At 71.6% G+C, this 21,301-nt stretch carries 18 protein-coding genes; 12 read left to right on the forward strand and 6 right to left on the reverse strand.

From position 1 onward, the window contains the following. Positions 1-179: 179 nt before the first annotated feature. From serA to OHS17_RS24105, 3 genes are all read left to right on the forward strand, one after another. Positions 180-1,772 carry a phosphoglycerate dehydrogenase gene (gene serA / locus OHS17_RS24095; RefSeq protein WP_330313831.1) on the forward strand — a complete coding sequence of 531 codons (1,593 nt, stop codon included), beginning with the start codon at positions 180-182 and terminating at the stop codon, positions 1,770-1,772. An 86-nt stretch (positions 1,773-1,858) separates the two neighbouring features. Next, positions 1,859-2,461, forward strand: a complete 603-nt coding sequence (locus OHS17_RS24100) for a TetR/AcrR family transcriptional regulator (RefSeq protein ID WP_330313832.1) — start codon at positions 1,859-1,861, stop codon at positions 2,459-2,461. Continuing rightward, positions 2,458-2,994, forward strand: a complete 537-nt coding sequence (locus OHS17_RS24105; protein ID WP_330313833.1) for a hypothetical protein — start codon at positions 2,458-2,460, stop codon at positions 2,992-2,994. Before OHS17_RS24100 ends, OHS17_RS24105 begins: the two co-directional genes overlap by 4 nt. Positions 2,995-3,006: 12 nt before the next feature. On the opposite strand, the gene OHS17_RS24110 is transcribed toward OHS17_RS24105, so the two are convergent. Then, positions 3,007-4,152 carry a PucR family transcriptional regulator gene (locus tag OHS17_RS24110; protein ID WP_330313834.1) on the reverse strand — a complete coding sequence of 382 codons (1,146 nt, stop codon included), beginning with the start codon at positions 4,150-4,152 and terminating at the stop codon, positions 3,007-3,009. Between the two features lie 188 nt (positions 4,153-4,340). Between OHS17_RS24110 and OHS17_RS24115 the strand changes: the two genes are divergently transcribed. Together OHS17_RS24115 and pruA are read left to right on the forward strand one after the other, a co-directional pair. Beyond that, the gene (locus OHS17_RS24115; RefSeq protein ID WP_018102501.1) at positions 4,341-5,267 is read left to right on the forward strand and encodes a proline dehydrogenase family protein; all 927 of its coding nucleotides are present in this window, start codon (positions 4,341-4,343) and stop codon (positions 5,265-5,267) included. Positions 5,268-5,308: 41 nt separating this feature from the next. After that, complete coding sequence (gene pruA, locus OHS17_RS24120; protein ID WP_330313835.1) at positions 5,309-6,940, forward strand: L-glutamate gamma-semialdehyde dehydrogenase; 1,632 nt, start codon at positions 5,309-5,311, stop codon at positions 6,938-6,940. Positions 6,941-7,027: 87 nt separating this feature from the next. Here pruA and OHS17_RS24125 read toward each other — a convergent pair whose 3' ends face one another. The 4 genes from OHS17_RS24125 to OHS17_RS24140 form a co-directional block, all read right to left on the reverse strand. Next, positions 7,028-8,239, reverse strand: a complete 1,212-nt coding sequence (locus OHS17_RS24125; protein ID WP_330313836.1) for a lysophospholipid acyltransferase family protein — start codon at positions 8,237-8,239, stop codon at positions 7,028-7,030. After that, positions 8,236-9,096, reverse strand: a complete 861-nt coding sequence (locus OHS17_RS24130; RefSeq protein ID WP_330313837.1) for a phosphatidate cytidylyltransferase — start codon at positions 9,094-9,096, stop codon at positions 8,236-8,238. Before OHS17_RS24130 ends, OHS17_RS24125 begins: the two co-directional genes overlap by 4 nt. Then, a complete protein-coding gene (locus OHS17_RS24135) occupies positions 9,093-9,665 on the reverse strand; it encodes a CDP-alcohol phosphatidyltransferase family protein (RefSeq protein ID WP_330313838.1) in 573 nt (190 codons plus the stop codon). Before OHS17_RS24135 ends, OHS17_RS24130 begins: the two co-directional genes overlap by 4 nt. Positions 9,666-9,745: 80 nt before the next feature. Continuing rightward, positions 9,746-10,756, reverse strand: coding sequence for an NADP-dependent oxidoreductase (locus OHS17_RS24140; protein ID WP_330313839.1), 1,011 nt, complete (start codon positions 10,754-10,756; stop codon positions 9,746-9,748). 102 nt (positions 10,757-10,858) lie between these two features. Between OHS17_RS24140 and OHS17_RS24145 the strand changes: the two genes are divergently transcribed. Together OHS17_RS24145 and OHS17_RS24150 are read left to right on the forward strand one after the other, a co-directional pair. Next, complete coding sequence (locus tag OHS17_RS24145; protein WP_330313840.1) at positions 10,859-11,743, forward strand: LysR family transcriptional regulator; 885 nt, start codon at positions 10,859-10,861, stop codon at positions 11,741-11,743. A gap of 267 nt (positions 11,744-12,010) precedes the next feature. Further along, on the forward strand, positions 12,011-12,142 hold the full coding sequence (locus OHS17_RS24150; RefSeq protein ID WP_018102494.1) for a hypothetical protein: 132 nt from the start codon (positions 12,011-12,013) through the stop codon (positions 12,140-12,142). A 21-nt stretch (positions 12,143-12,163) separates the two neighbouring features. Here the strand turns inward: OHS17_RS24150 and OHS17_RS24155 are convergent, their stop codons facing one another. Continuing rightward, complete coding sequence (locus OHS17_RS24155; protein WP_330313841.1) at positions 12,164-13,729, reverse strand: purple acid phosphatase family protein; 1,566 nt, start codon at positions 13,727-13,729, stop codon at positions 12,164-12,166. A 129-nt stretch (positions 13,730-13,858) separates the two neighbouring features. On the opposite strand from OHS17_RS24155, the gene OHS17_RS24160 reads away from it, so the two are divergent. The 5 genes from OHS17_RS24160 (at position 13,859) to OHS17_RS24180 (ending at position 21,280) form a co-directional block, all read left to right on the forward strand. Next, on the forward strand, positions 13,859-14,899 hold the full coding sequence (locus OHS17_RS24160; RefSeq protein ID WP_330313842.1) for a 3-isopropylmalate dehydrogenase: 1,041 nt from the start codon (positions 13,859-13,861) through the stop codon (positions 14,897-14,899). A gap of 230 nt (positions 14,900-15,129) precedes the next feature. Next, positions 15,130-16,215, forward strand: a complete 1,086-nt coding sequence (locus OHS17_RS24165; RefSeq protein ID WP_018102491.1) for a branched-chain amino acid aminotransferase — start codon at positions 15,130-15,132, stop codon at positions 16,213-16,215. Between the two features lie 340 nt (positions 16,216-16,555). Then, positions 16,556-18,163: a citramalate synthase gene (gene cimA, locus OHS17_RS24170; RefSeq protein WP_330313843.1), complete on the forward strand. Its 1,608-nt coding sequence runs from the start codon at positions 16,556-16,558 to the stop codon at positions 18,161-18,163. Positions 18,164-18,510: 347 nt separating this feature from the next. Beyond that, positions 18,511-19,485 carry a LacI family DNA-binding transcriptional regulator gene (locus OHS17_RS24175; RefSeq protein WP_164628794.1) on the forward strand — a complete coding sequence of 325 codons (975 nt, stop codon included), beginning with the start codon at positions 18,511-18,513 and terminating at the stop codon, positions 19,483-19,485. Between the two features lie 118 nt (positions 19,486-19,603). Then, complete coding sequence (locus OHS17_RS24180) at positions 19,604-21,280, forward strand: ABC transporter substrate-binding protein (protein WP_330313844.1); 1,677 nt, start codon at positions 19,604-19,606, stop codon at positions 21,278-21,280. The last annotated feature ends 21 nt before the right edge of the window (positions 21,281-21,301 follow it).

Genomic DNA, 21,301 nt, shown 5'->3' on the forward strand with positions numbered 1-21,301 from the left:
GGCCCACGCACTCGTGCGGGTGATCCTTCCGAAGGGGCGCTGATCGGGGTCTCGCGCATGACTACACTGCTCCACATACACGCGTCAGGCCCACAGTGTCGTGCGTCTTCCACGCGGCAAGCCCCTCCACGCCTGCGGCCGTCGGGACGGCCGTCCGCACTGGATCTGTGAGGACTCACGTGAGCTCGAAACCTGTCGTACTCATCGCTGAAGAGCTGTCGCCCGCCACGGTGGACGCCCTGGGCCCGGACTTCGAGATCCGGCACTGCAACGGCGCGGACCGCGCCGAGCTCCTCCCCGCCATCGCCGATGTCGACGCCATCCTGGTGCGCTCCGCCACCAAGGTCGACGCCGAGGCCATCGCCGCCGCGAAGAAGCTGAAGGTCGTCGCCCGCGCGGGCGTCGGTCTGGACAACGTCGACGTCTCCGCCGCCACCAAGGCCGGCGTCATGGTCGTCAACGCGCCGACCTCCAACATCGTCACCGCCGCCGAGCTGGCCTGCGGCCTTCTCGTGGCCACCGCGCGCCACATCCCGCAGGCCAACACCGCGCTGAAGAACGGCGAGTGGAAGCGCTCGAAGTACACCGGCGTCGAGCTGAGCGAGAAGACCCTCGGCGTCGTCGGCCTCGGCCGCATCGGCGTCCTGGTCGCCCAGCGCATGTCCGCCTTCGGCATGAAGATCGTCGCCTACGACCCCTATGTGCAGCCGGCGCGCGCCGCGCAGATGGGCGTCAAGCTCCTCTCGCTGGACGAGCTCCTCGAGGTCGCCGACTTCATCACCGTGCACCTCCCGAAGACCCCCGAGACGCTGGGCCTGATCGGCGACGAGGCGCTGCACAAGGTGAAGCCCACCGTGCGCATCGTCAACGCCGCGCGCGGCGGCATCGTGGACGAGGAGGCGCTGGCCTCCGCGCTCAAGGAGGGCCGCGTCGCCGGCGCCGGTCTCGACGTGTACGCGAAGGAGCCCTGCACGGACTCCCCGCTCTTCCAGTTCGACCAGGTCGTCTGCACCCCGCACCTCGGCGCCTCCACCGACGAGGCCCAGGAGAAGGCGGGCATCGCGGTCGCCAAGTCCGTGCGCCTCGCGCTCGCCGGTGAGCTCGTCCCGGACGCGGTCAACGTCCAGGGCGGCGTCATCGCCGAGGACGTGCGCCCCGGGCTGCCGCTCGCCGAGAAGCTGGGCCGGATCTTCACCGCGCTGGCCGGCGAGGTCGCCGCCCGCCTCGACGTCGAGGTCTACGGCGAGATCACCCAGCACGACGTCAAGGTGCTCGAACTCTCCGCGCTCAAGGGCGTGTTCGAGGACGTCGTGGACGAGACCGTGTCCTACGTGAACGCTCCGCTGTTCGCCCAGGAGCGCGGGGTCGAGGTCCGCCTCACCACCAGCTCCGAGTCGCCCGAGCACCGCAACGTGGTCACCGTCCGGGGCACCCTGTCCGACGGCCAGGAGGTCGCGGTCTCCGGCACGCTGGCCGGCCCCAAGCACCTCCAGAAGATCGTCGCGATCGGCGAGCACGATGTGGACCTGGCGCTCGCCGACCACATGATCGTGCTCCGTTACGAGGACCGCCCCGGCGTCGTCGGCACGGTCGGCCGCATCCTCGGCGAGGCCGGTCTGAACATCGCGGGCATGCAGGTCTCCCGCGCCGACGTGGGCGGCGAGGCGCTGGTCGTCCTCACCGTGGACGACGACGTCCCGGCGACCGTGCTCACCGAGATCTCCTCGGAGATCGGCGCCGTCTCGGCCCGCTCGGTGAACCTCACCGACTGACCCTCCGGGCCCCACGGGTCCCGGCCGTACCCGGTATGTAGACGAGCGTCTTACACAAACGTCTGCATGCCGGGTACGCTGCTGTCATGGGACATCGTGAGGATCTGCTCGAAGGCGCCAAGCGCTGCCTGCTGGAGAAGGGGTACGCGCGCACCACGGCGCGCGACATCGTGGCCGCGTCGGGCACGAATCTCGCCTCCATCGGCTACCACTACGGCTCCAAGGACGCGCTGCTCAACCTCGCCTTCCTCAGGCTGACGGAGGAGTGGGGCGATCTCGCGACCAAGGAGGCCGAGGGGGAGCGGGAGCCGGAGGCGCAGGCCGCGCCGCTCGACCAGTTCCGGGGCGCCTGGGAGCGGGTGATCGGGAGCTTCGAACAGAGCCGGGCGGTCTGGCAGCTCCAGATGGAGGTCGTCTCCCGGATCAACACCGACCCCGAACTGCAGAAGGCCCTCGTCGGCCCGCAGCGCGAGGGCCGTAACGGCCTCGCCGAGAACATGCTCGGTATCGACCCCGAGGCCGACCCCGAGCGCGCCCGCGTCGCCGGCCTCTTCTGCCAGGCCCTCCTGGCCGGGGTCATGGTCCAGTGGCTGATGGACCCCGATTCCGCCCCGTCCGCCCAGGACCTGACGGACGGCCTGAAGCTGGTCCTGGAAGGACGCGGCCCGGCCCCCGAGGGCGCCCGGTGACCGTCCGGGCCGGCGAGCCCTTCGACCTCGCGCGCACCGCCGCCGAGGTGGCGGCCCTGCTCACCGCCCCGCTCCCGGCCGCCGGGCCCACGGTGGCCGAGGGCGACCCGGACACGGGGGAGTGGCGGGCGACCACCGGCGAGGGCTTCCGGGCCGTCCCGCTCTGGGAGTCCGGGGCCGAAGGCGACGACGGCGACCACGAGGACGACCCCGACGAGGCGGAGGAGGCGGCCCAGGCCCGGCTCGACGCCCTCGTCGCGGAGCTGGACACCCGCTGGGGCCCGCACCACCGCGTCGCCGTCCATGTCGCGCTGCTCCTGAAGGAGGAGGGCACCCCGGTCCCCGCGCTGTTCGACGCCCTCCTCGCCGAGGACTGCTACGGCGACCTGGCCGCCTGGGGCCCGCTCCCCGGACCGGGGGACCGCTGGGTCGGCGTGAGCGTCGGCCGCAGTGACGGGGACGCGCCCCTGGTCATGGCCGCCGTGGTCAGCGACCGCCCGATCACCGCCCCGCCGCCGCCCGCCTGGCTGTGAGCCTCCGGCGCCTCACCGCAGCCGGGCCGCCTTCAGGGCCATGTGGAGCAGCAGCCGGTCCTCGCCGTCGTTGAGGTCGAGGCCGGTCAGCTGCTGGACGCGGGAGAGGCGGTAGTACAGCGTCTGGCGGTGGATGCCCAGCTCGGCCGCGGTCCGGGACGCCTGGCCGGCGCAGTCCAGGAACACCTCCGCGGTGCGCGCCAGGTCCCGCTGGGCCGGGGTCAGCAGGGGGCGCACGGCCAGGTCGGGCAGGGCGTCCGGGGCGAGCGCGGTCAGCGTGCGGTACGGGCCGATGGCCGGCCAGTCGGCGACCGGGCCGAAGCGGGTCTCCGCCGCCGCGGCCCGGGCCGCCGCCGACGCCTCGTGCCAGGCGTCCGCCAGCTCCGTGAGGCCCCGGCGCGGGACGGCGATCCCGGCGGTGGCGGTCTCCCCGGCGGTGGTGCGCAGCCGCCCGGCGGCGGTGAGCGCGGGGTCCAGGACCTCCGGCGACCGCAGCCGGATCAGCGCCGCGAGCGCGGGCGGCCCGGACCGGCCCGGCAGCGGGGCGGCGGTCAGCGCCGCAGCCGAGGGGACGGTGCGCACGGCGGGCGCGGCGTCCGGCCACGGGGCCACGCACACCACGGTGTGCAGCCCGTCCGCGTCGGGGCCCAGCGCCTCGGCGAGCGCGGCGACCGCCATGTCCCGCTGCCAGCCGCGCCCGGCGGCCAGCACCGCGCCGAACTCCCGGGACAGGTCGGTGCCCGCCCGCTCCTCGTCGGCCAGCAGCGCGCCGATCCGGGCGGCGACGTCCATCGCCGCGTCGAGCTGGCGGTCGGTCGGCCCCGGGTCGGCGTCGAGCAGCCACACGTAACCGAGCACGACACCCCGATGGCGTACCGGCAGGCAGATGCGGTCGCGGTAGACGCCGGCCTCGGGGGCGGCGGGGATGCGGAGGGGGCCGGTGGCGCGGGTGATGCCGAAGTTCTCGAACCAGGCGCGGACCGCCGGGGTGGAGCGACGGGTGAGGATCGACCGGGTGCGGACCGGGTCCATCGCCGTGGTGTCGTCGCTGTCGTGGGCCCCGAAGGCGACCAGCCCGAAATCCCGGTTCTCCAGCGTCGCGGGGACGCCGAGCAGCGCGGAGATCTCGTCCACCAGCTCCTGGTAATCGCCCTTCACCCGGCCATTCTCGCACCCCTTCAGACATATGTCTGAGATCCAGTCCACGGATGTGTGGCAGCTGTCGATGGCAGGGAAACCGCGCGATCCTTAGATTTCACGGTGGTTCTCCGTGCTGTACCGCTTATGTTCGTTACACGGCATATACGGCGGTGTGGCCTCGTTCGTACTTTCCGTGGAGGTGCCCCGTGCTGGGTCCCGTGATTCTCGCCGCGTCGCGAAGCGACAAGATGCGCCGGTTCATCTCGGCCGCGCCCGGCACCAAGCAGGTCGTGGACCGCTTCATCGCCGGCGAGACGGTCGACCAGGTCGTCCCGGTCATCGAGGACGCCGCCGACAAGGGTCTCGAAGTCACCCTCGACGTCGTCGGCGAGGACATCACCACACCCGAGCAGGCCGCCGCCGCGCGCGACGCCTACCTGGAGCTGGTCGACCGGCTCAAGGACCTCGGCCTGGGCACCAGGGCGGAGATGTCCGTCAAGCTGTCGATGTTCGGCCAGTCCCTGGACGGCGGTCACGAGCTGGCCCTCGCCAATGTGCGCCCCGTCGTGGAGGCCGCCGCCGCGATCGGCACCACGGTCACCCTGGACGCCGAGGACCACACCACCCTCGACTCGATGTTCGCCATCCACGAGGAGCTGCGGAAGGACTTCCCGCAGACCGGCTGCGTCATCCAGGCGTACCTCTTCCGCACCGAGGAGGACGCCCGCCGCCTCGCCGACGCCGGGAGCCGCGTGCGGATCGTGAAGGGCGCCTACAAGGAGCCCGCCTCCGTCGCGTACCAGGACAAGGCCGAGATCGACAAGGCGTACGTCCGCATCCTGAAGACCCTGATGCAGGGCGAGGGCTACCCGATGATCGGGTCCCACGACCCCCGCCTGATCGCCATCGCCCAGGAGCTGGGCCGCAAGGCCGGGCGCAAGCTGGACGAGTACGAGTTCCAGATGCTGTACGGCATCCGCAGCGACGAGCACATCCGGCTCGCCGCGGAGGGCCACCGCATGCGTGTCTACACCGCGTACGGCACCGACTGGTACGGGTACTTCATGCGCCGCCTCGCCGAGAAGCCGGCCAACCTGCTGTTCTTCGGCCGCTCCATCCTCACCAAGGGCTGAGCCCTCCTCCACCCCCTCTACTTGAAGGAGCAACGGACACCATGGACGCTGTGACCCAGGTCCCCGCGCCGGTCAACGAGCCGGTTCACTCCTACGCCCCGGGCTCCCCGGAGCGCGCCCGCCTGGAGGCCAAGCTCAAGGAGCTCAGCCAGAACCCCATCGACCTGCCGATGACCATCGGCGGCGAGAAGCGGATGGGCGGCGGCGAGCGCGTCCAGGTCGTGCAGCCCCACAACCACAAGGCCGTCCTCGGCACCTTCGCCGGTGCCACCGAGCAGGACGCCCAGGACGCGATCGACGCCGCCCTGGCCGCCGCCCCGGCCTGGCGCGCGATGTCGTTCGACGACCGCGCCGCGATCATCCTGCGCGCCGCCGAGCTGCTGTCCGGCCCGTGGCGCGAGACGCTGGCCGCCTCCACGATGCTCGGCCAGGGCAAGACCGCCCAGCAGGCCGAGATCGACTGCCCCTGCGAGCTGGTCGACTTCTGGCGCTTCAACGTGCACTACGCGCGCCAGATCCTCGCCGAGCAGCCCCCGGCCAACTCCCCGGGCGTGTGGAACCGCATGGACCACCGCCCGCTGGAGGGCTTCGTCTACGCGATCACGCCGTTCAACTTCTCGGCCATCGCCGCCAACCTGCCGACCGCGCCCGCGCTCATGGGCAACGTCGTCGTGTGGAAGCCGTCCCCGACGCAGACCCACGCCGCCGTGCTGCTCATGCAGCTCCTGGAGGAGGCCGGTCTGCCCAAGGGCGTCATCAACCTGGTGACCGGCGACGGCATCGCCGTCTCCGAGGTGGCCCTGAACCACCGCGACCTGGCCGGCATCCACTTCACCGGCTCCACCCCGACCTTCCAGCACCTGTGGAAGACCGTCGGCAACAACATCGCCAACTACCGCACCTACCCGCGGCTCGTCGGCGAGACCGGTGGCAAGGACTTCGTCGTCGCCCACCCGTCGGCCGACCCCGCGATCCTGAAGACCGCGCTGACCCGCGGCGCCTTCGAGTACCAGGGCCAGAAGTGCTCGGCGACCTCGCGCGCCTACATCCCGGCCTCTATCTGGAACGCGGGCTTCAAGGAGGCGTTCGCGGCCGAGGTCGACTCGATCACCATGGGTGACGTCACCGACCTGTCGCACTTCATGGGCGCCGTCATCGACGACCGCTCCTTCGCGAAGAACAAGGCCGCGATCGATCGCGCCGCCGCCGACCCGGCGTGCACGATCGTCGCGGGCGGCAGCTACGACGACTCGGTGGGCTACTTCGTCCGCCCGACCGTCATCGAGTGCACCGACCCGGAGAACGAGGTCTTCACGACCGAGTACTTCGGCCCGATCCTCGCCGTCCATGTCTACGAGGACGACCAGTACGACGCGATGCTCGCCCAGATGGAGTCGGTCTCCGACTACGCCCTGACCGGGTCCGTCATCGCCAACGACCGCGCGGCGGCCGCGTACACGATGGAGAAGCTGCGGTACGCCGCGGGCAACTTCTACATCAACGACAAGTCGACCGGTGCCGTCGTCGGCCAGCAGCCCTTCGGCGGCGGCCGCGCCTCGGGTACGAACGACAAGGCCGGCGCCCCTCAGAACCTCCAGCGCTGGACCCTCACCCGGGCCATCAAGGAGACCCTGGTCCCGCCGACCGAGTACACCTACCCCCACCAGGGCTGACGCCCTCCGGGGCGCCCGTCGCCCCGCCCCGAGTCCCGCCCCCCGTCCGGTTCCCCTGCCGGACGGGGGGCGGTTTCCATACCGGGGTCAGCTCCACCCGCGCACGATCAGCGCCAGCCCCACCGCGAAGCCGCCGCCGAGCAGCACCAGGTAGGGCCCGTACAGCCGGCGGTGGCGGCGCAGCAGCAGGCCGAACGCGCCGAAGGCGAGCCCCACCGTCAGGGTCCGCGCGCCCCGCGCCGCCGCCGAAGCGGCCACCCAGTCCGCCGCGGGCACCGAAGCCCGCCCCGCCTCGGCCCCGTACACCTTGAACGGGATGCCGTTCCACGGCTGGTGGCGGACGGCCCGCGCCCCCTCCACCGTCAGCTCCGCGCGCACCTGTGCCCGCATCCGGTCCGTGGTCAGCGGGGCGGGCAGCTGACCGCCCGCCGCCGCCAGGTGCAGCGCGAGCAGCCCGCCCACCAGGCTCCCGGCCAGCGCGCCGAGCGACATCCTCAGGGCCGCGCGCGGCACCGCCACGCACACCACCGCGAGCAGCAGCTCCGGCATCAGCGGCCAGCTCAGCGCCTCCGCGAACGCCCAGCAGAAGGCCAGCGGCAGCCCCGCGCGGGACGTGACGACCGAGGCGACCCGCCTGCGCACCGCCGAGTCCCGCAGCGGTTCGGCCACCGTACGGTCGTGCAGCGCGCGCACCGCGTCCCGGGCCTCCTCCGGGGTGACCCCGGCGGGCAGCGGCGCACCGATGGTCACCCGGACCAGGGACGACCGGAGCCGGCCGTGCTTGGGCAGCAGCCGGTCCGTGCCCGCGATGCCCACCGGCACGACCGGGACGCCCGCCTCCTCGGCCAGCACCAGCGCCCCCTTGTGGAACGAGCCCAGGGTGCCGTCCTCGGCGCGGGTGCCCTCCGGGAAGAGCACGACCGCCCGGCCCTCGCGCAGCTCGCCGGTCATCGTCAGCAGGTCCGCCATCCCGCCGCCCGCCCGCCGCACCGGGAACCCGGCCGCCAGCCTGCGGCAGATCCGGCGCCGCCACGGAGAGGCGAACCAGTAGTCCGCCGCCGCGCCGATCGCCGGGCTGTGCCGGGCGTCCAGCGCGGCCAGGAGCGCCGCCGTGTCCGCGTGCGAGCTGTGGTTGGCGACGACCACGCAGCCGCCGCGCGGCAGCCGGCCGCGCCGCTCGATGCCGCCGGTGAGGCTGAGCACGCCCCACCACAGCCCGCGCCGCAGCGCGGAGGCGACCCGCGAGCGCACCGGGAGGACACCGGAGGTGCGTACCAGCGTGCTTCCGAGAGGCTTCACGTCATCACCATCGCCAGGAGGAGGGCCACCAGCAGGGAGTCGATCCGGTCGAGCAGGCCGCCGAAGCCCGGCAGCCAGCTGCCCGCGTCCTTCACCCCGGACTCGCGCTTGACCATGGACTCGACCAGGTCGCCGAGCACACAGCCGCCGACGACCGCCGCCCACAGCGACGGACTGAACACGCCGAGCACCAGCAGCAGCGCCCCGGTGGCGGCGGCCGCGCCCAGCACCCCGGCCCACGTCTTGTTCGGGGAGAGCGGCGACAGCGGCCGGGCCAGCGGACCGCGCCGCCCCAGCGCCGTACCGCCGCACCAGGCGCCGACGTCCCCGAGCGCCACCGCCAGGCCCACCGCGACCGCCGTGTCCCCGAGCGTGACCAGGCCGGTCAGCGGCAGCGGGATCCACAGCAGCCCGAAGGCGGTCCGGGCGGTGCGGGTGAAGCCCGTGCGGTCGTCGCCGCCCAGCACGGAGGGGAGCGCCGCCGCGACGAGCAGCAGGGCCGCCGTCCGCAGGTCCAGCAGGTGCGGGGCGAGCCAGGCCAGCCCAGGCAGGACCGCCGACGCCGCCGCGAGGACGGCCAGGTCGCCCCGGCGCAGCCCCGCCATCCGGGCGTACTCACCGGCCGCGACCACGCCGAGCCCGGCGGCCAGCGCGTACGTGCCGCCGCCGCCCAGGAAGAACGCCCCCAGGAAGACCGGCGCGACCACGGCCCAGGTCCGCCACCGCTTGCGGAGCTCGGCGCGCATCCGGACCCTCGCGGGCAGCACCGCGACGGCGACCCCGCCCGCGCCCAGCACGCCCGCGACCAGCGGCACCGCGCGGACGGCGGCCTCCTCGGCGATCAGGACGGCGCTCATGCCGGCTCCCGCCAGAGGCCGGCCAGCCGGAGCGCGGCGGTGAGCAGGGAGCCCGCGGCGATCACGGCCAGGACCGGGACGGCCCAGCCGCTCGCGGCGGCGATCACGACGAGCAGGCAGCGCTCCGTCTTGCCGACCGGGCCCCCGTTGCGGCGGGGCGCCCCGGCGGCGGCCCCGGCCAGCGACACCCAGGAGGGCAGCGTGGCCGCGAGACCGGCCAGGGCGACCAGCCAGAGCGGGGCGAGCGTCAGGAATCCGGCCAGCACGAGGAGGTCGGCGACCCGGTCGCCCAGCTCGTTGAGGACAGCGCCGCGCCGGGTGGTGCGGCCGGTGTCCCGGGCGAGCGCCCCGTCCAGGTTGGCGAAGGCGAGCCGCGCCGCGAGCAGGACGGCGACCGGCAGGGCGGCGACCGGGGCGGGCAGCCAGGCCAGGGCGGCGGCGGCACCGGCCGCGGCGGCCACCCCGGCGGCGGTGAGGGTGTCGGGCGACACCTCACGGCGGACCAGCGCGGCGCGGACGCCGGAGAGCCGGTCCGCGTACCAGGGCTTGAGAGCGTAGAGGCCGTTCATGGCTGCAACTCTCGTGCGACGCACGTTTTTTCGACACGGCCCGGGTACTCAAGTACGCCTGAGTACGCGCGCGGCCCCGCCTACGCGGCGGTGCGGATCAGCATCTTCCCGGTGTTCTCGCCGCGCAGCATGCCCAGGAAGCCGTCCACGGTCCGCTCGAAGCCGTCCACGACCGTGACGTCCGGGGCGATCCCGCCGCTGCGCAGGTGCGGCACCAGCAGCGCCTCCAACTCGCCCTGTGCATCGCGGTGGTTGCGGACGAGGACGCCTTCGAGGCGCAGGCTCTTGCCGACCACGTCGAACAGGTTGCGCGGGGCGGGCGGCGGCGTGTGCGCCGAGTGGTACTGGGCGATGGCGCCGACCCAGGCGATGCGGCCGAAATCGCGCATCGCCGCGATCACACCCTCCAGATGCTCGCCGCCCACGTTGTCGACGGCCGCGTCGATCCCGTCCGGCGCGGCCTTCGCCAGCAGCTCGCCGACCGGCCCGTCGTGGTAGTCGAACGCCGCGTCGAAGCCGAACTCCCCGGTGAGCCGGGCGACCTTGGCGGCCGAGCCCGCGCTGCCGATGATCCGGCCGGCGCCGAGCAGCCGGGCGATCCGGCCCACCGCGGTGCCCACCCCGCCCGCGGCGGCGGAGACGAAGAGGTTCTGGCCGGGGCGGAGTTCCAGGACGCGGGTCAGGGCCGCGTAGGCGGTGAGGCCCGTGCCGCCGAGGATCGAGAGGTGGGCGGTCAGCGGCACCCCCTCGTACGACGGGAGGCGGCGGGTGCCTTCGGTACCGGCGGTGACCAGGGCGTGGGTGCGCCAGCCCTGCCGGTGGAAGACGAGGTCGCCCTCCGCGAGGCCCGGGTCGCGGGAGGCGGTGACCCGGCCCACGGCACGGCCCTCCAGCGGGGCGCCCAGCTCCCAGCCGCCGTCCATCTCCTCGCGGTGGTACGGGTCCACGGAGAGGTAGAGGTTCTCCACCAGGGCCTGTCCGGGGGCGGGTTCGGACACGGGTGACTCGGTGAGGGTGAAGAGGTCCGGGGTGGGGAAGCCCGTGGGGCGGGCGGTCAGGTGGAAGGCGCGGGCGGTGCGTGTCGTCGTCATGGCAGCGACCGTAGGGAGGAACTTTCGGGCCCGGCAGGGTGTTGCGCCGATGGAAAGGCCGTTTCCATGAACGGCGTTCATGGAACGAGGGGAACCCGCACGATGGCCGACCTGACCCCGCACGAGCTGCGCATCCTGCTCGCCGTCGAGAGGGCGGGCAGCTTCTCCGGCGCCGCCGCGGCCCTGGACATGACGCAGTCCGCCGTCTCCCACGCGATCCGCACCACCGAGCGCAGGATCGGCGCGGTTCTTTTCGAACGGGGCCGCAAGGGTGCCATGCCCACCGCGGCGGGCTCCACCACCCTCGGGTACGCCCGTCGTGTGCTGCGGCTGCTGGAGGTGATGGGCGCCGAGGCGCGGGCGGCGGCGGCCGGACCCGGGGCGGACGCCGTACCGGCCGGGCCGCTGCGGATCGCGGCCTTCCGCAGCGCCGCCCTGCATCTGCTGCCGCCCGCGCTGGAACGGCTGCGGACCCGGCACCCGGGGATCGAGCCGGTGGTGCGGGTGGTCCGCGAGCTGGGGCGGGGCACGGCGGGCGAGGTCCTGGACGGGCGCGCCGATCTGGGGATCGCGACGATGGGCGGCTCCTCACCGGTGCCGGACGAGCTGGTCGGGGGAGTGCTGCGGGAGGAGGAGTACGCCCTCGTGCACCCGGCCGGTCATCCGGCACCCCGGACGCTCCCGCTGCTGGACTGGGCCGAGAACTGCACCTCGTACACGCGGGAGTGGTGGGCGGCGCAGGACTGGATCCCGCGGGCGACCGTGGAGGCGGAGGACGACGGAGCGGTGCTCTCGATGGTGTCCGCCGGTCTCGGGATGGCGATCATGCCCGGACTGTCCCTGTGCGGAGCACCCGACTCGGTTGAGATCACCGCTCTCGGACCGGAGCGCCCGACCCGCTCCGTGGGCTATGTCACCACCCCTGAGCTGGCACGATCCGCGGCCGTCCGGGCCCTGATCAGGGAGCTGAGGGGGAGCGGAGGGTGAGCGGCGGGTAGGCCGGCGCAAACCTCCGTCTCAGATAGTAGGAAGTCCGAGTAATTGTGGAGACAGACCGGCCGGGCTGTTCTAGCTTTGTAGGAGCCGAACGTCTCGCTAGATCAAGCGACTGGCGGTCGAGAGCGCGTGCCCTGTGCAGGCAACCCCTGCGGCGCCCGTTCCCCGCCCCTTCCGGCGCCTCGAAATCAACGATCTCGACATCACCCCACGCTGTTCGATCTCGAAATCCTCGCGATCTCAAGGAGTCGATCCACCATGGCCGAGACCACCACCCGCCGCCGTGTCCGTCACGCCCACCGCCCGACCGAGTCGGAGCGGCAGGCTGCCGCCGCCGCCCTGCAGCGCGCCCTCGACCGCAGGGACAACGGCGGCTCCACCGGTCACTGACCGGTCCCCCTCGGGCCGCGCTCAGCCGCGGCTGATCTCGAAGTGGTCGACGCGCTCGCCCGACTCGGCGAGGGCGGTGACCTTCATCCGGGGGTGCCGTCCGGCCTCCACCTCCACCGCGAGGAACGAGAAGCCGGTGTACCGCACCCGCGACCACTCCACGGTCTCGGCGGCCTTCGCACCGCCCTTGGCCACGTGGTACGTGTTCACGCTCTCCAGGTCCGCGACATGCCCCTCGTAGCTGTCGGGCACCGGGAAGTCGTACAGCGCCTTGCCCGCGCCGCCCGCCGTGACGTAGACGATGCCGTCCCGGCGGGGGTCGGTGCGCTCGCCGATCGGCACCGGGCGCTTGACGGCGTTCCTCAGGATCGCGTCGGTGCGCTCGTAGACGTGGTTGTGCCCGTTGATCACCAGGTCCACCTGGTGCTTCTCGAAGAGCGGCACCCAGGCGTCGCGCACCCCGCCGTCCGAGGCGTGCGCGTTGGTCGTGGAGAAGGCGCAGTGGTGGAAGAAGACCACCAGGAAGTCGATGTCCCGGCGCGCCCGCAGCTCGCCGAGGCGCCGGTCCAGCCAGCGGGTCTGGCGGCCGCCGCTGATGCCGAAGTTGGCGGGGATCTCGTAGCTGACGTCGTTGGCGTCGAGCGCGATCACGCCCACGTTGCCGTGGACGAAGGAATAGGCGCCGGGCTGGTTGACCGGGTCCGGGCCGTTGTCCGGCAGGGTCCAGCGCGCGTTCTGGCCGCCGTAGCCGTCCGGCGAGTACCACGCCTCCATGTCGTGGTTCCCGGTCGTCACCATCCACGGCACGGTCTTGGAGACCGTCTCCGTCTGTGCCAGGAACTGGTCCCAGGTCCGCGCGTCATACGTGTCGGTGGTCTGCCCGGAGCCCGACGGGTCCGCGTAGCAGATGTCCCCGGCGTGCAGGTGGAAGGCCGGATTCTGGCCCAGGATCAGCTGGTCGTTGCCGAGCGCGTGGTAGCTGACGCCCTGGTCGCCGAAGGCGGTGAAGGTGAAGTTCTCCGCCCGGGCGGGCGCGGTGGTGAAGGTGCCGAGCGTGCCCAGGTTGCGCGCCTCCGCCGGGTCGAAGCCCTGGTGGCCGACGCCGTAGTAGTACGTGGTGCCGGGCTTCAGCCGCTCCAGCGACGCGTGTACGTAGAACTGCTCGGCCGCCGCGATCTTGCCGTTGTTCAGCTGCGGCGTCGTCAGGTGGCGCACCTCCGCGTCGATCCGGCGGCTCAGCGCCCACGGCTTCAGCCCGATGCGGATGTACGGGCGGCGCACCGCGAACGGCACCTGCCAGGAGACCGCCATCTGCGTCCTCGGGTCCGCCCCGTACGCCAGGTGCCGGCCGAAGGGCGCCACCAGCGCGCCGTCGACCCGGGTGGTGCTGTGCGAGGTGAGTACGGTGGGGGCCGCGTACGCGGGGGAGGAGGCGAGGCCGATCCCGGCGCCGGCCACGGCCGCGGTCGCCACGCCGGTGCGCAGCGCCCCGCGGCGGGTGAGCCGGGTGCGGAGGTAGTCGTGCTGCTCGGCCATGCTCATGCGGCCGGCGAGCTTCTCGGGGATGCCGAAGCGGGGGATGTCCATGGGCGACAACCTCCACCGCCCGGCTGACGCCCTCCGGTCGAATGGGTGAACGGTACACGTACAGATGATCATGTGTCCGTATGGTGGACGGAACGTGTCATGGGGTGGGACGAGCAGTAGGGTGCCACCATGTCTCGCAGCATCAATCTCGCAGTGATCCCCGGTGACGGTATCGGCCAGGAGGTCGTGGCCCAGGGCCTCAAGGTCCTCAACGCTGTTCTCCCGCAGGATGTGAAGCTGGAGACCAAGGAGTACGACCTTGGCGCCCAGCGCTGGCACCGTACCGGTGAGACCCTTCCCGACGCGGAGCTCGACGCCCTCAAGGGCCACGACGCCATCCTGCTCGGCGCGATCGGCGACCCGTCCGTGCCCTCCGGCGTCCTGGAGCGGGGGCTGCTGCTGAAGCTGCGCTTCGCCTTCGACCACTTCATCAACCTGCGGCCGTCGAAGCTCTTCCCGAACACCGAGACCCCGCTCGCCGGCCGTCCGGACATCGACTTCGTCGTCGTCCGCGAGGGCACCGAGGGTCCGTACACCGGCAACGGCGGCTCGCTGCGCACCGGCACGGAGCACGAGGTCGCCACCGAGGTCAGCCTCAACACCGCCTTCGGTGTCGAGCGGGTCGTCCGGGACGCCTTCGAGCGCGCCGCCGCCCGCCCGCGCAAGAAGCTGACGCTGGTCCACAAGAACAACGTCCTGGTCTACGCGGGCCACCTGTGGAAGAACATCTTCGACAAGGTCGCCGCGGAGTACCCGCAGGTCACCACCGACTACCTGCACGTCGACGCCGCGACGATCTTCTTCGTCACGCAGCCGGAGCGCTTCGACGTCATCGTCACCGACAACCTCTTCGGCGACATCCTCACCGACCTCGCCGCAGCCGTCTCCGGCGGCATCGGCCTGGCCGCCTCCGGCAACATCAACCCGACGGGTGCCTTCCCGTCGATGTTCGAGCCGGTCCACGGCTCCGCCCCCGACATCGCGGGGCAGGGCAAGGCCGACCCGACCGCCACGATCCTCTCCGTCGCCCTCCTGCTGCGCCACCTCGGCTACGAGGCCGAGGCCGTGCGCATCGAGGACGCCGTCTCCGCCGACCTCGCGGAGCGCGACGGAACGGCCCGTACGACCGACGAGATCGGCGACGCCCTCGCGGTACGCGTAGCGGGCTGACCCGACGACTCCACCACGAAGCCGCCGGGTCGCAGACGCACCCGGCGGCTTCTCCTGTGCGGCCCCGGGTGTCACCATCGAACCCTGGACCGCAATCACGCCATTTCGTGCACGGCACCCTTCGAGAGATAATCGAACGGGGCCGTGGCTCGCAGCGAAGCTCGGACGTCCTAGCACTTGAAGGCGTGCACGCGGTCCTACACACACATCACGGTGAAGGACACGCACTCATGACGACCACGATCGAGCTCAAGCCCTCCTCGAACCCGCTGTCCGACGCGGAGCGCGAGGCGATCCTGGCCCAGCCCGGATTCGGCCGCTACTTCACCGACCACATGGTGACGATCAAGTGGACCGAAGGCCGCGGCTGGCACGACGCCCAGCTCGTCCCGTACGCGCCGCTGTCGATCGACCCGGCCAACATGACGCTCCACTACGGCCAGGAGATCTTCGAGGGCCTGAAGGCGTACCGCCAGCCCGACGGCTCCGTCGCCACCTTCCGCCCCGAGGCCAACGGCGAGCGCTTCCGCTCCTCCGCCCGCCGCCTCGCCATGCCGGAGCTGCCCGTCGAGACGTTCGTCGCGGCCTGCGACGCGCTCGTCCAGCAGGACGCGGCCTGGGTCCCGGCCCACGGTGGCGAGGAGTCCCTGTACCTGCGCCCCTTCATGATCGCGACCGAGGTCGGCCTCGGCGTGCGGCCGGCCAACGAGTACCTGTTCCTGGTCATCGCCTCGCCGGCCGGTGCCTACTTCCCGGGCGGCGTGAAGCCCGTCTCCATCTGGCTCTCCGAGGACCGGGTCCGCGCCGTCCCCGGCGGCATGGGCGACGCCAAGACCGGCGGCAACTACGCCGCCTCCCTCCTCGCCCAGGCCGAGGCCGCCGCCAAGGGCTGCGACCAGGTCGCCTACCTCGACGCCGTCGAGCACAAGTGGGTGGAGGAGCTGGGCGGCATGAACCTCTACTTCGTGTACGGGGACCGGATCGTCACCCCGTCCCTCACCGGCTCCCTGCTCGCCGGCATCACCCGGGACTCGCTCCTCAAGCTTGCGAGTGACCTCGGCTACACCTCCGAGGAGTCCCGCGTCTCCATCGACCAGTGGCGCGAGGACACCGCCGCCGGCACCCTCACCGAGGTCTTCGCCTGCGGCACCGCCGCCGTCATCACCCCCGTCGGCACGGTGAAGAGCGCGGGCGGCGAGTGGACCCAGGGCGACGGCACCCCCGGCCCGGTCACCCTCAAGCTGCGCGAGCGCCTGCTCGACATCCAGCGCGGCACCGCCGAGGACACCCACGGCTGGATGCACTCCCTGGCCTGAGCAAGCTGTACGGGGAGCCCCCGGTGTCTCGCCGGGGGCTCCCCGTACGCCCGCATCCTGAGACGGGCGGTTCACGGCGGCGGTCCTGTGCCAGACTGCTTCCGTGTCCTCGTTCGTCATGATTATTGGCAGCAGGCGCGCCGGTCCGCAGTGACCGTCCCGTACCACCACGTACGGCGCGGCCACCGTGCCCCAGACCCGCGCGCAGACCTCTCGCACCCGCGAGGGGTTTTTTGTTTTCCGGCCTCCACCTCGGCCGGGGCAAGCGGCGCGCGGGATGATGGGGGCAAGTGGAGCCAGATCGTCCGGATCCACTCATCCGACAGGAGTCAGACCAGCAATGACCACCAAGGCCAAGCCCACCGACGACAGCTTCCATGTCTTCGACACCACGCTGCGCGACGGTTCACAGCGTGAAGGCATCAACCTGACGGTCGCCGACAAACTGACCATCGCCCGGCACCTGGACGAGTTCGGCGTCGGCTTCATCGAGGGCGGCTGGCCCGGCGCCAACCCCCGCGACACCGAGTTCTTCGCCCGCGCCCGCCAGGAGATCGAGTTCAAGAACGCCGAGCTGGTCGCCTTCGGCGCGACCCGCAGGGCGGGCGGAACCGCCGCCGAGGACCCCCAGGTCAAGGCGCTGCTGGAGTCCGGCGCCCCGGTGATCACGCTGGTCGCCAAGTCCCACGACCGCCACGTGGAGCTCGCGCTGCGCACCACGCTGGAGGAGAACCTGGAGATGGTCCGCGACACCGTCGCCCATCTCCGCGAGCAGGGCCGCCGGGTCTTCGTGGACTGCGAGCACTTCTTCGACGGATACCGCGCCAATCCCGAGTACGCCAAGGCCGTCGTCAAGGCCGCCGCCGAGGCCGGCGCCGACGTTGTCATCCTCTGCGACACCAACGGCGGGATGCTCCCGGCCCAGATCCAGGCCGTCGTCTCCACGGTCCTCGCCGACACCGGCGCCCGGCTCGGCATCCACGCCCAGGACGACACGGGCTGCGCCGTCGCCAACACCCTCGCCGCCGTCGACGCGGGCGCCACGCACGTCCAGTGCACCGCCAACGGCTACGGCGAGCGCGTGGGCAACGCCAACCTCTTCCCGGTCGTCGCCGCGCTGGAGCTCAAGTACGGCAAGCGGGTCCTCCCCGACGGCGCCCTCGCCGACATGACCCGCGTCTCGCACGCCATCGCCGAGGTGGTCAACCTGACCCCCTCCACGCACCAGCCGTACGTCGGCGTCTCGGCCTTCGCCCACAAGGCCGGGCTGCACGCCTCCGCGATCAAGGTCGACCCGGACCTCTACCAGCACATCGACCCCGCCCTCGTCGGCAACACCATGCGGATGCTGGTCTCCGACATGGCCGGGCGGGCCTCCATCGAGCTGAAGAGCGACGAGCTCGGCGTCGACCTCGGGGGAGACCGGGAGCTGGTCGCCCGGGTCGTCGCCCGGGTCAAGGAGCGCGAGCTCAAGGGCTACACGTACGAGGCCGCCGACGCCTCCTTCGAGCTGCTGCTGCGCGCCGAGGCCGAGGGCCGGGTGCGGCGCTACTTCCGCATCGAGTCCTGGCGGGCCATCGTGGAGGACCGCCCCGACGGCACCCACGCCAACGAGGCGACCGTGAAGCTGTGGGCCAAGGGCGAGCGGATCGTCGCCACGGCCGAGGGCAACGGCCCGGTCAACGCCCTGGACCGGGCGCTGCGCGTGGCCCTGGAGCGGATCTACCCGCAGCTCGCCAAGCTGGAGCTGACGGACTACAAGGTCCGCATCCTGGAGGGCCGTACCGGCACCGACTCCACCACCCGCGTCCTGATCACCACGGGCGACGGGACCGCCGAGTGGTCGACCGTCGGGGTCGCCGAGAACATCATCTCCGCGTCCTGGCAGGCGCTGGAGGACGCGTACACCTACGGGCTGCTGCGCGCCGGCCTCGAACCGACCGACTGACCGCACGGGGCCGTCTCCCGCACACGCCCGCCCCCGTCCGCCCGCCTCAACCGGCAGGGCGCACGGGGGCGTTCGCGTGTACGGCCCCGTACGGGGACTGAGTGAACGGGATTCACGTGCTCGCGTCAAGAGGTGTTTGTGTTCATAAGTTGAACGCAAGGACCGTGTTCTTCTCGTTATCAGATGGGTACGGACCAATCTCGACGTGAAGTATTGACGGCGGTGTTTCTGCGGGGTTAACTCACGCCACCAACGCCGGTACCGGTTCCGGAACCGGTTGCGGTACCGGTTCCATCGCCGGCCGTTGCGGCCGTTCTCATCTGTCCCGTTGTGTCCTGGAGGCCTCGATGCGCGTCACCATCGCTGATGTCGCCCGTGAGGCCGGCGTCAGCAAGACGACCGTCTCCCGGGTCATCAACACCAAGGGCGAGGTGGACGGTTCGACGGCCGCTCGCGTTCGCGCGGTGATCGCGCAGCTCGGCTACGTGCCCAGCTCGGGCGCCGTCGGTCTGGCCCGCGGCAGCAGCCGTACGGTCGGCATGCTGGTGCCCTCGCTGACCTGGCCCTGGATGGGCGAACTGCTCCAGGGCGTGGTCGACACCGTCGAGGCCGCCGACTACGGGCTGCTGCTGTTCACCTGCAATCGCGGGGCGGAGTCCGTGGAGCGCTTCACCAGCCAGGTGTCGGCGCGGGCCTTCGACGGACTGGTGGTGGTGGAACCCGAGAACACCCTGGACCACCTCACGGAACTGCACCGCGACGGCCTGCCGATCGTGCTCATCGACGATCGCGGCCACCACCCCGAATTCCCCTCCGTCGTGACCACCAACCACGAAGGAGGCGCGTCGGCCGCCCGCCATCTGCGGGACGCCGGTCGCACCAGGCCCGTCGTGATCACCGGCCCCCCGCACTTCGGCTGCGTACGCGACCGGCTGGCCGGGTTCGTCTCGGTCCTCCCCACGGACCACGTCGTCATGGGGGACTTCACCGAACTCTCCGGCCGGCTCGCCGTGGAGGAACTCCTCGCCTCGGGCACGGAGTTCGACTCGGTCTTCGCGCACAACGACATCACCGCGGCGGGCGTGCTGCGGGCGTTGCGCGCCGCGGGGAAGACCGTGCCCGGTGACATCGCCGTCGTCGGCTTCGACGACATCCCGATGTCCGAGCACACCGAACCGCCCCTGACCACCGTGCGCCAGCCCACCCGGCAGATGGGTGAGATGGCCGCGCGGATGCTCCTCTCCCACCTGGGCGGCACGCTCGCACCGGACACCCCGGTCGTGCTCCCCACCGAATTGGTCGTGCGCCACTCGGCGCCCTAGCGGACAAGGGCACCCCCAGGCCCACACCGCACCCGCACCACCGCACAGCCGTACCAGGGCGCGCCCAGCGCTGCCCGTTTCCGGATCCCAAGACCCGCCAGTCCCTCCTGGAGTCGTTATGTCCGCACGCCGTCACACGCTGAGAGCCGCCGCGCTCGCCACCGCGGTGGTCGCACTCGCCGCAGGCTGTTCCTCGGCCAACTCGAACCACAACAAGAACGGCGGCAGTGCCGCTTCGGGCGTCCTGAACATCGGCAAGCCGGACGGGCCGCAGACGAACAACAGCAACCCGTTCCTGAACACCTCGGCCGGTGCCACCCTCGGCTACCGCTGGATGATCTACGAGCCGCTGGCGATGGTCCGCCAGATCAAGCCCGCCGAGAAGCCCGACCCGTGGCTGGCGACCGACTGGAAGTGGGACCTCAACTTCCAGAAGGTCACCCTCACCATCGACGAGCGCGCGAAGTGGGCCGACGGCAAGCCGCTGACCGCCGACGACGTGGCGTACACCTTCGAGCTGCTGAAGAAGCACCCGGCGCTCAACGCCGACGGCATCCAGTGGGGCGGTGTCGAGGTCAAGGACAAGAAGGTCATCCTGACCTTCAACAGCTCGCAGTACGTCAACCAGAACAAGATCCTCCAGCAGTACATCGTGCCGAAGCACATCTGGGAGAAGGTCGACAACCCGGAGACCTGGCCGAACCGGAACCCGGTCGGCTCCGGCCCGTACAAGCTGAAGACCTTCACGCCGCAGACCACCACCCTGGTCGCGACGCCCACCTACTGGAAGGGCTCGACCAAGGTCAAGGAGCTGCGGTACAGCACGTACAACGACAACAACGCGGCGACCACCGCGCTGGCCAGCGGCAAGCTGGAGTGGTCGTTCGTCTTCATGCCGGACTTCAAGAAGCTGTTCATCGACAAGGACCCGAAGAACCACAAGCTGTGGTTCCCGTCCGGTCTCGGCATCCACGGCCTCTGGATCAACACCGCCCGCAAGCCGTTCGACAACGCGGCGCTCCGCAAGGCCATGGCGATGGTGGTCGACCGCAACGCCATCTACACGCAGGCCGAGGCGACCCTGTACCCGGAGATCACCAACCCCACCGGCATCCCGCTGCCGGCCGGTGAGTCCTTCATCTCCGACACGTACAAGAAGGCCACCACCAAGCCGGACGTCGCGGGCGCCACGCAGGTCCTGGAGAAGGCCGGCTTCACGCTCAGCGGCGGCGTCCTCAAGGACCCGTCCGGCAAGCCGGTGAAGCTCACCCTCACCGACCCGGCCGGCTGGAACGACTACATCACCGGCCTGTCGATCATCAAGGACAACTTCAAGAAGATCGGCATCGACGCCAAGGTCAAGACGCAGACCGCGGACTCCTGGAACGCGGACGTCGCCAACGGCAACTTCGACGCCACCCTGCACTGGACCAACAGCGGTGCCACGCCGTACGACATGTACCAGAACATCATGGACGGCGCCCTGCTCCAGCCCATCGGCAAGCCCTCGCAGTCCGGCAACTTCGGCCGCTTCAAGAGCACCGAGGCGACCGAGGCGCTGAAGGACTTCGCCCAGGCCACCACGGACACCGCCCGCAAGCAGGCGATGGACGCGCTCCAGAAGATCATGGTCGAGCAGGCGCCGATGATCCCGACCGCGGCGGCTCCCGTCGGGGCGGAGTACTCCACGAAGAACTGGGTGGGCTGGCCCACCGAGGACAACCCGTACGCGGACCCGCAGCACACCCAGCGCACCTCGCTGGAAGTCGTGCTGAATCTCAAGCCCGCCAAGTAGTACGCAGGGATCAGGTACCGG

This window comes from Streptomyces sp. NBC_00523, assembly GCF_036346615.1.
Taxonomy (GTDB): domain Bacteria; phylum Actinomycetota; class Actinomycetes; order Streptomycetales; family Streptomycetaceae; genus Streptomyces.

Bases quoted from the DNA above. Each gene is read 5' to 3' on its own strand.
- OHS17_RS24150 (WP_018102494.1), top strand. From the start codon at position 12,011: ATGGCCGAGACCACCACCCGCCGCCGTGTCCGTCACGCCCACCGCCCG.
- pruA (WP_330313835.1), top strand. From the start codon at position 5,309: ATGGACGCTGTGACCCAGGTCCCCGCGCCGGTCAACGAGCCGGTTCAC.
- OHS17_RS24175 (WP_164628794.1), top strand. From the start codon at position 18,511: ATGCGCGTCACCATCGCTGATGTCGCCCGTGAGGCCGGCGTCAGCAAG.
- OHS17_RS24155 (WP_330313841.1), bottom strand. From the start codon at position 13,729: ATGGACATCCCCCGCTTCGGCATCCCCGAGAAGCTCGCCGGCCGCATG.
- OHS17_RS24135 (WP_330313838.1), bottom strand. From the start codon at position 9,665: ATGAACGGCCTCTACGCTCTCAAGCCCTGGTACGCGGACCGGCTCTCC.
- OHS17_RS24160 (WP_330313842.1), top strand. From the start codon at position 13,859: ATGTCTCGCAGCATCAATCTCGCAGTGATCCCCGGTGACGGTATCGGC.
- OHS17_RS24140 (WP_330313839.1), bottom strand. From the start codon at position 10,756: ATGACGACGACACGCACCGCCCGCGCCTTCCACCTGACCGCCCGCCCC.
- OHS17_RS24130 (WP_330313837.1), bottom strand. From the start codon at position 9,096: ATGAGCGCCGTCCTGATCGCCGAGGAGGCCGCCGTCCGCGCGGTGCCG.
- OHS17_RS24165 (WP_018102491.1), top strand. From the start codon at position 15,130: ATGACGACCACGATCGAGCTCAAGCCCTCCTCGAACCCGCTGTCCGAC.
- OHS17_RS24100 (WP_330313832.1), top strand. From the start codon at position 1,859: ATGGGACATCGTGAGGATCTGCTCGAAGGCGCCAAGCGCTGCCTGCTG.
- OHS17_RS24145 (WP_330313840.1), top strand. From the start codon at position 10,859: ATGGCCGACCTGACCCCGCACGAGCTGCGCATCCTGCTCGCCGTCGAG.
- cimA (WP_330313843.1), top strand. From the start codon at position 16,556: ATGACCACCAAGGCCAAGCCCACCGACGACAGCTTCCATGTCTTCGAC.
- OHS17_RS24180 (WP_330313844.1), top strand. From the start codon at position 19,604: ATGTCCGCACGCCGTCACACGCTGAGAGCCGCCGCGCTCGCCACCGCG.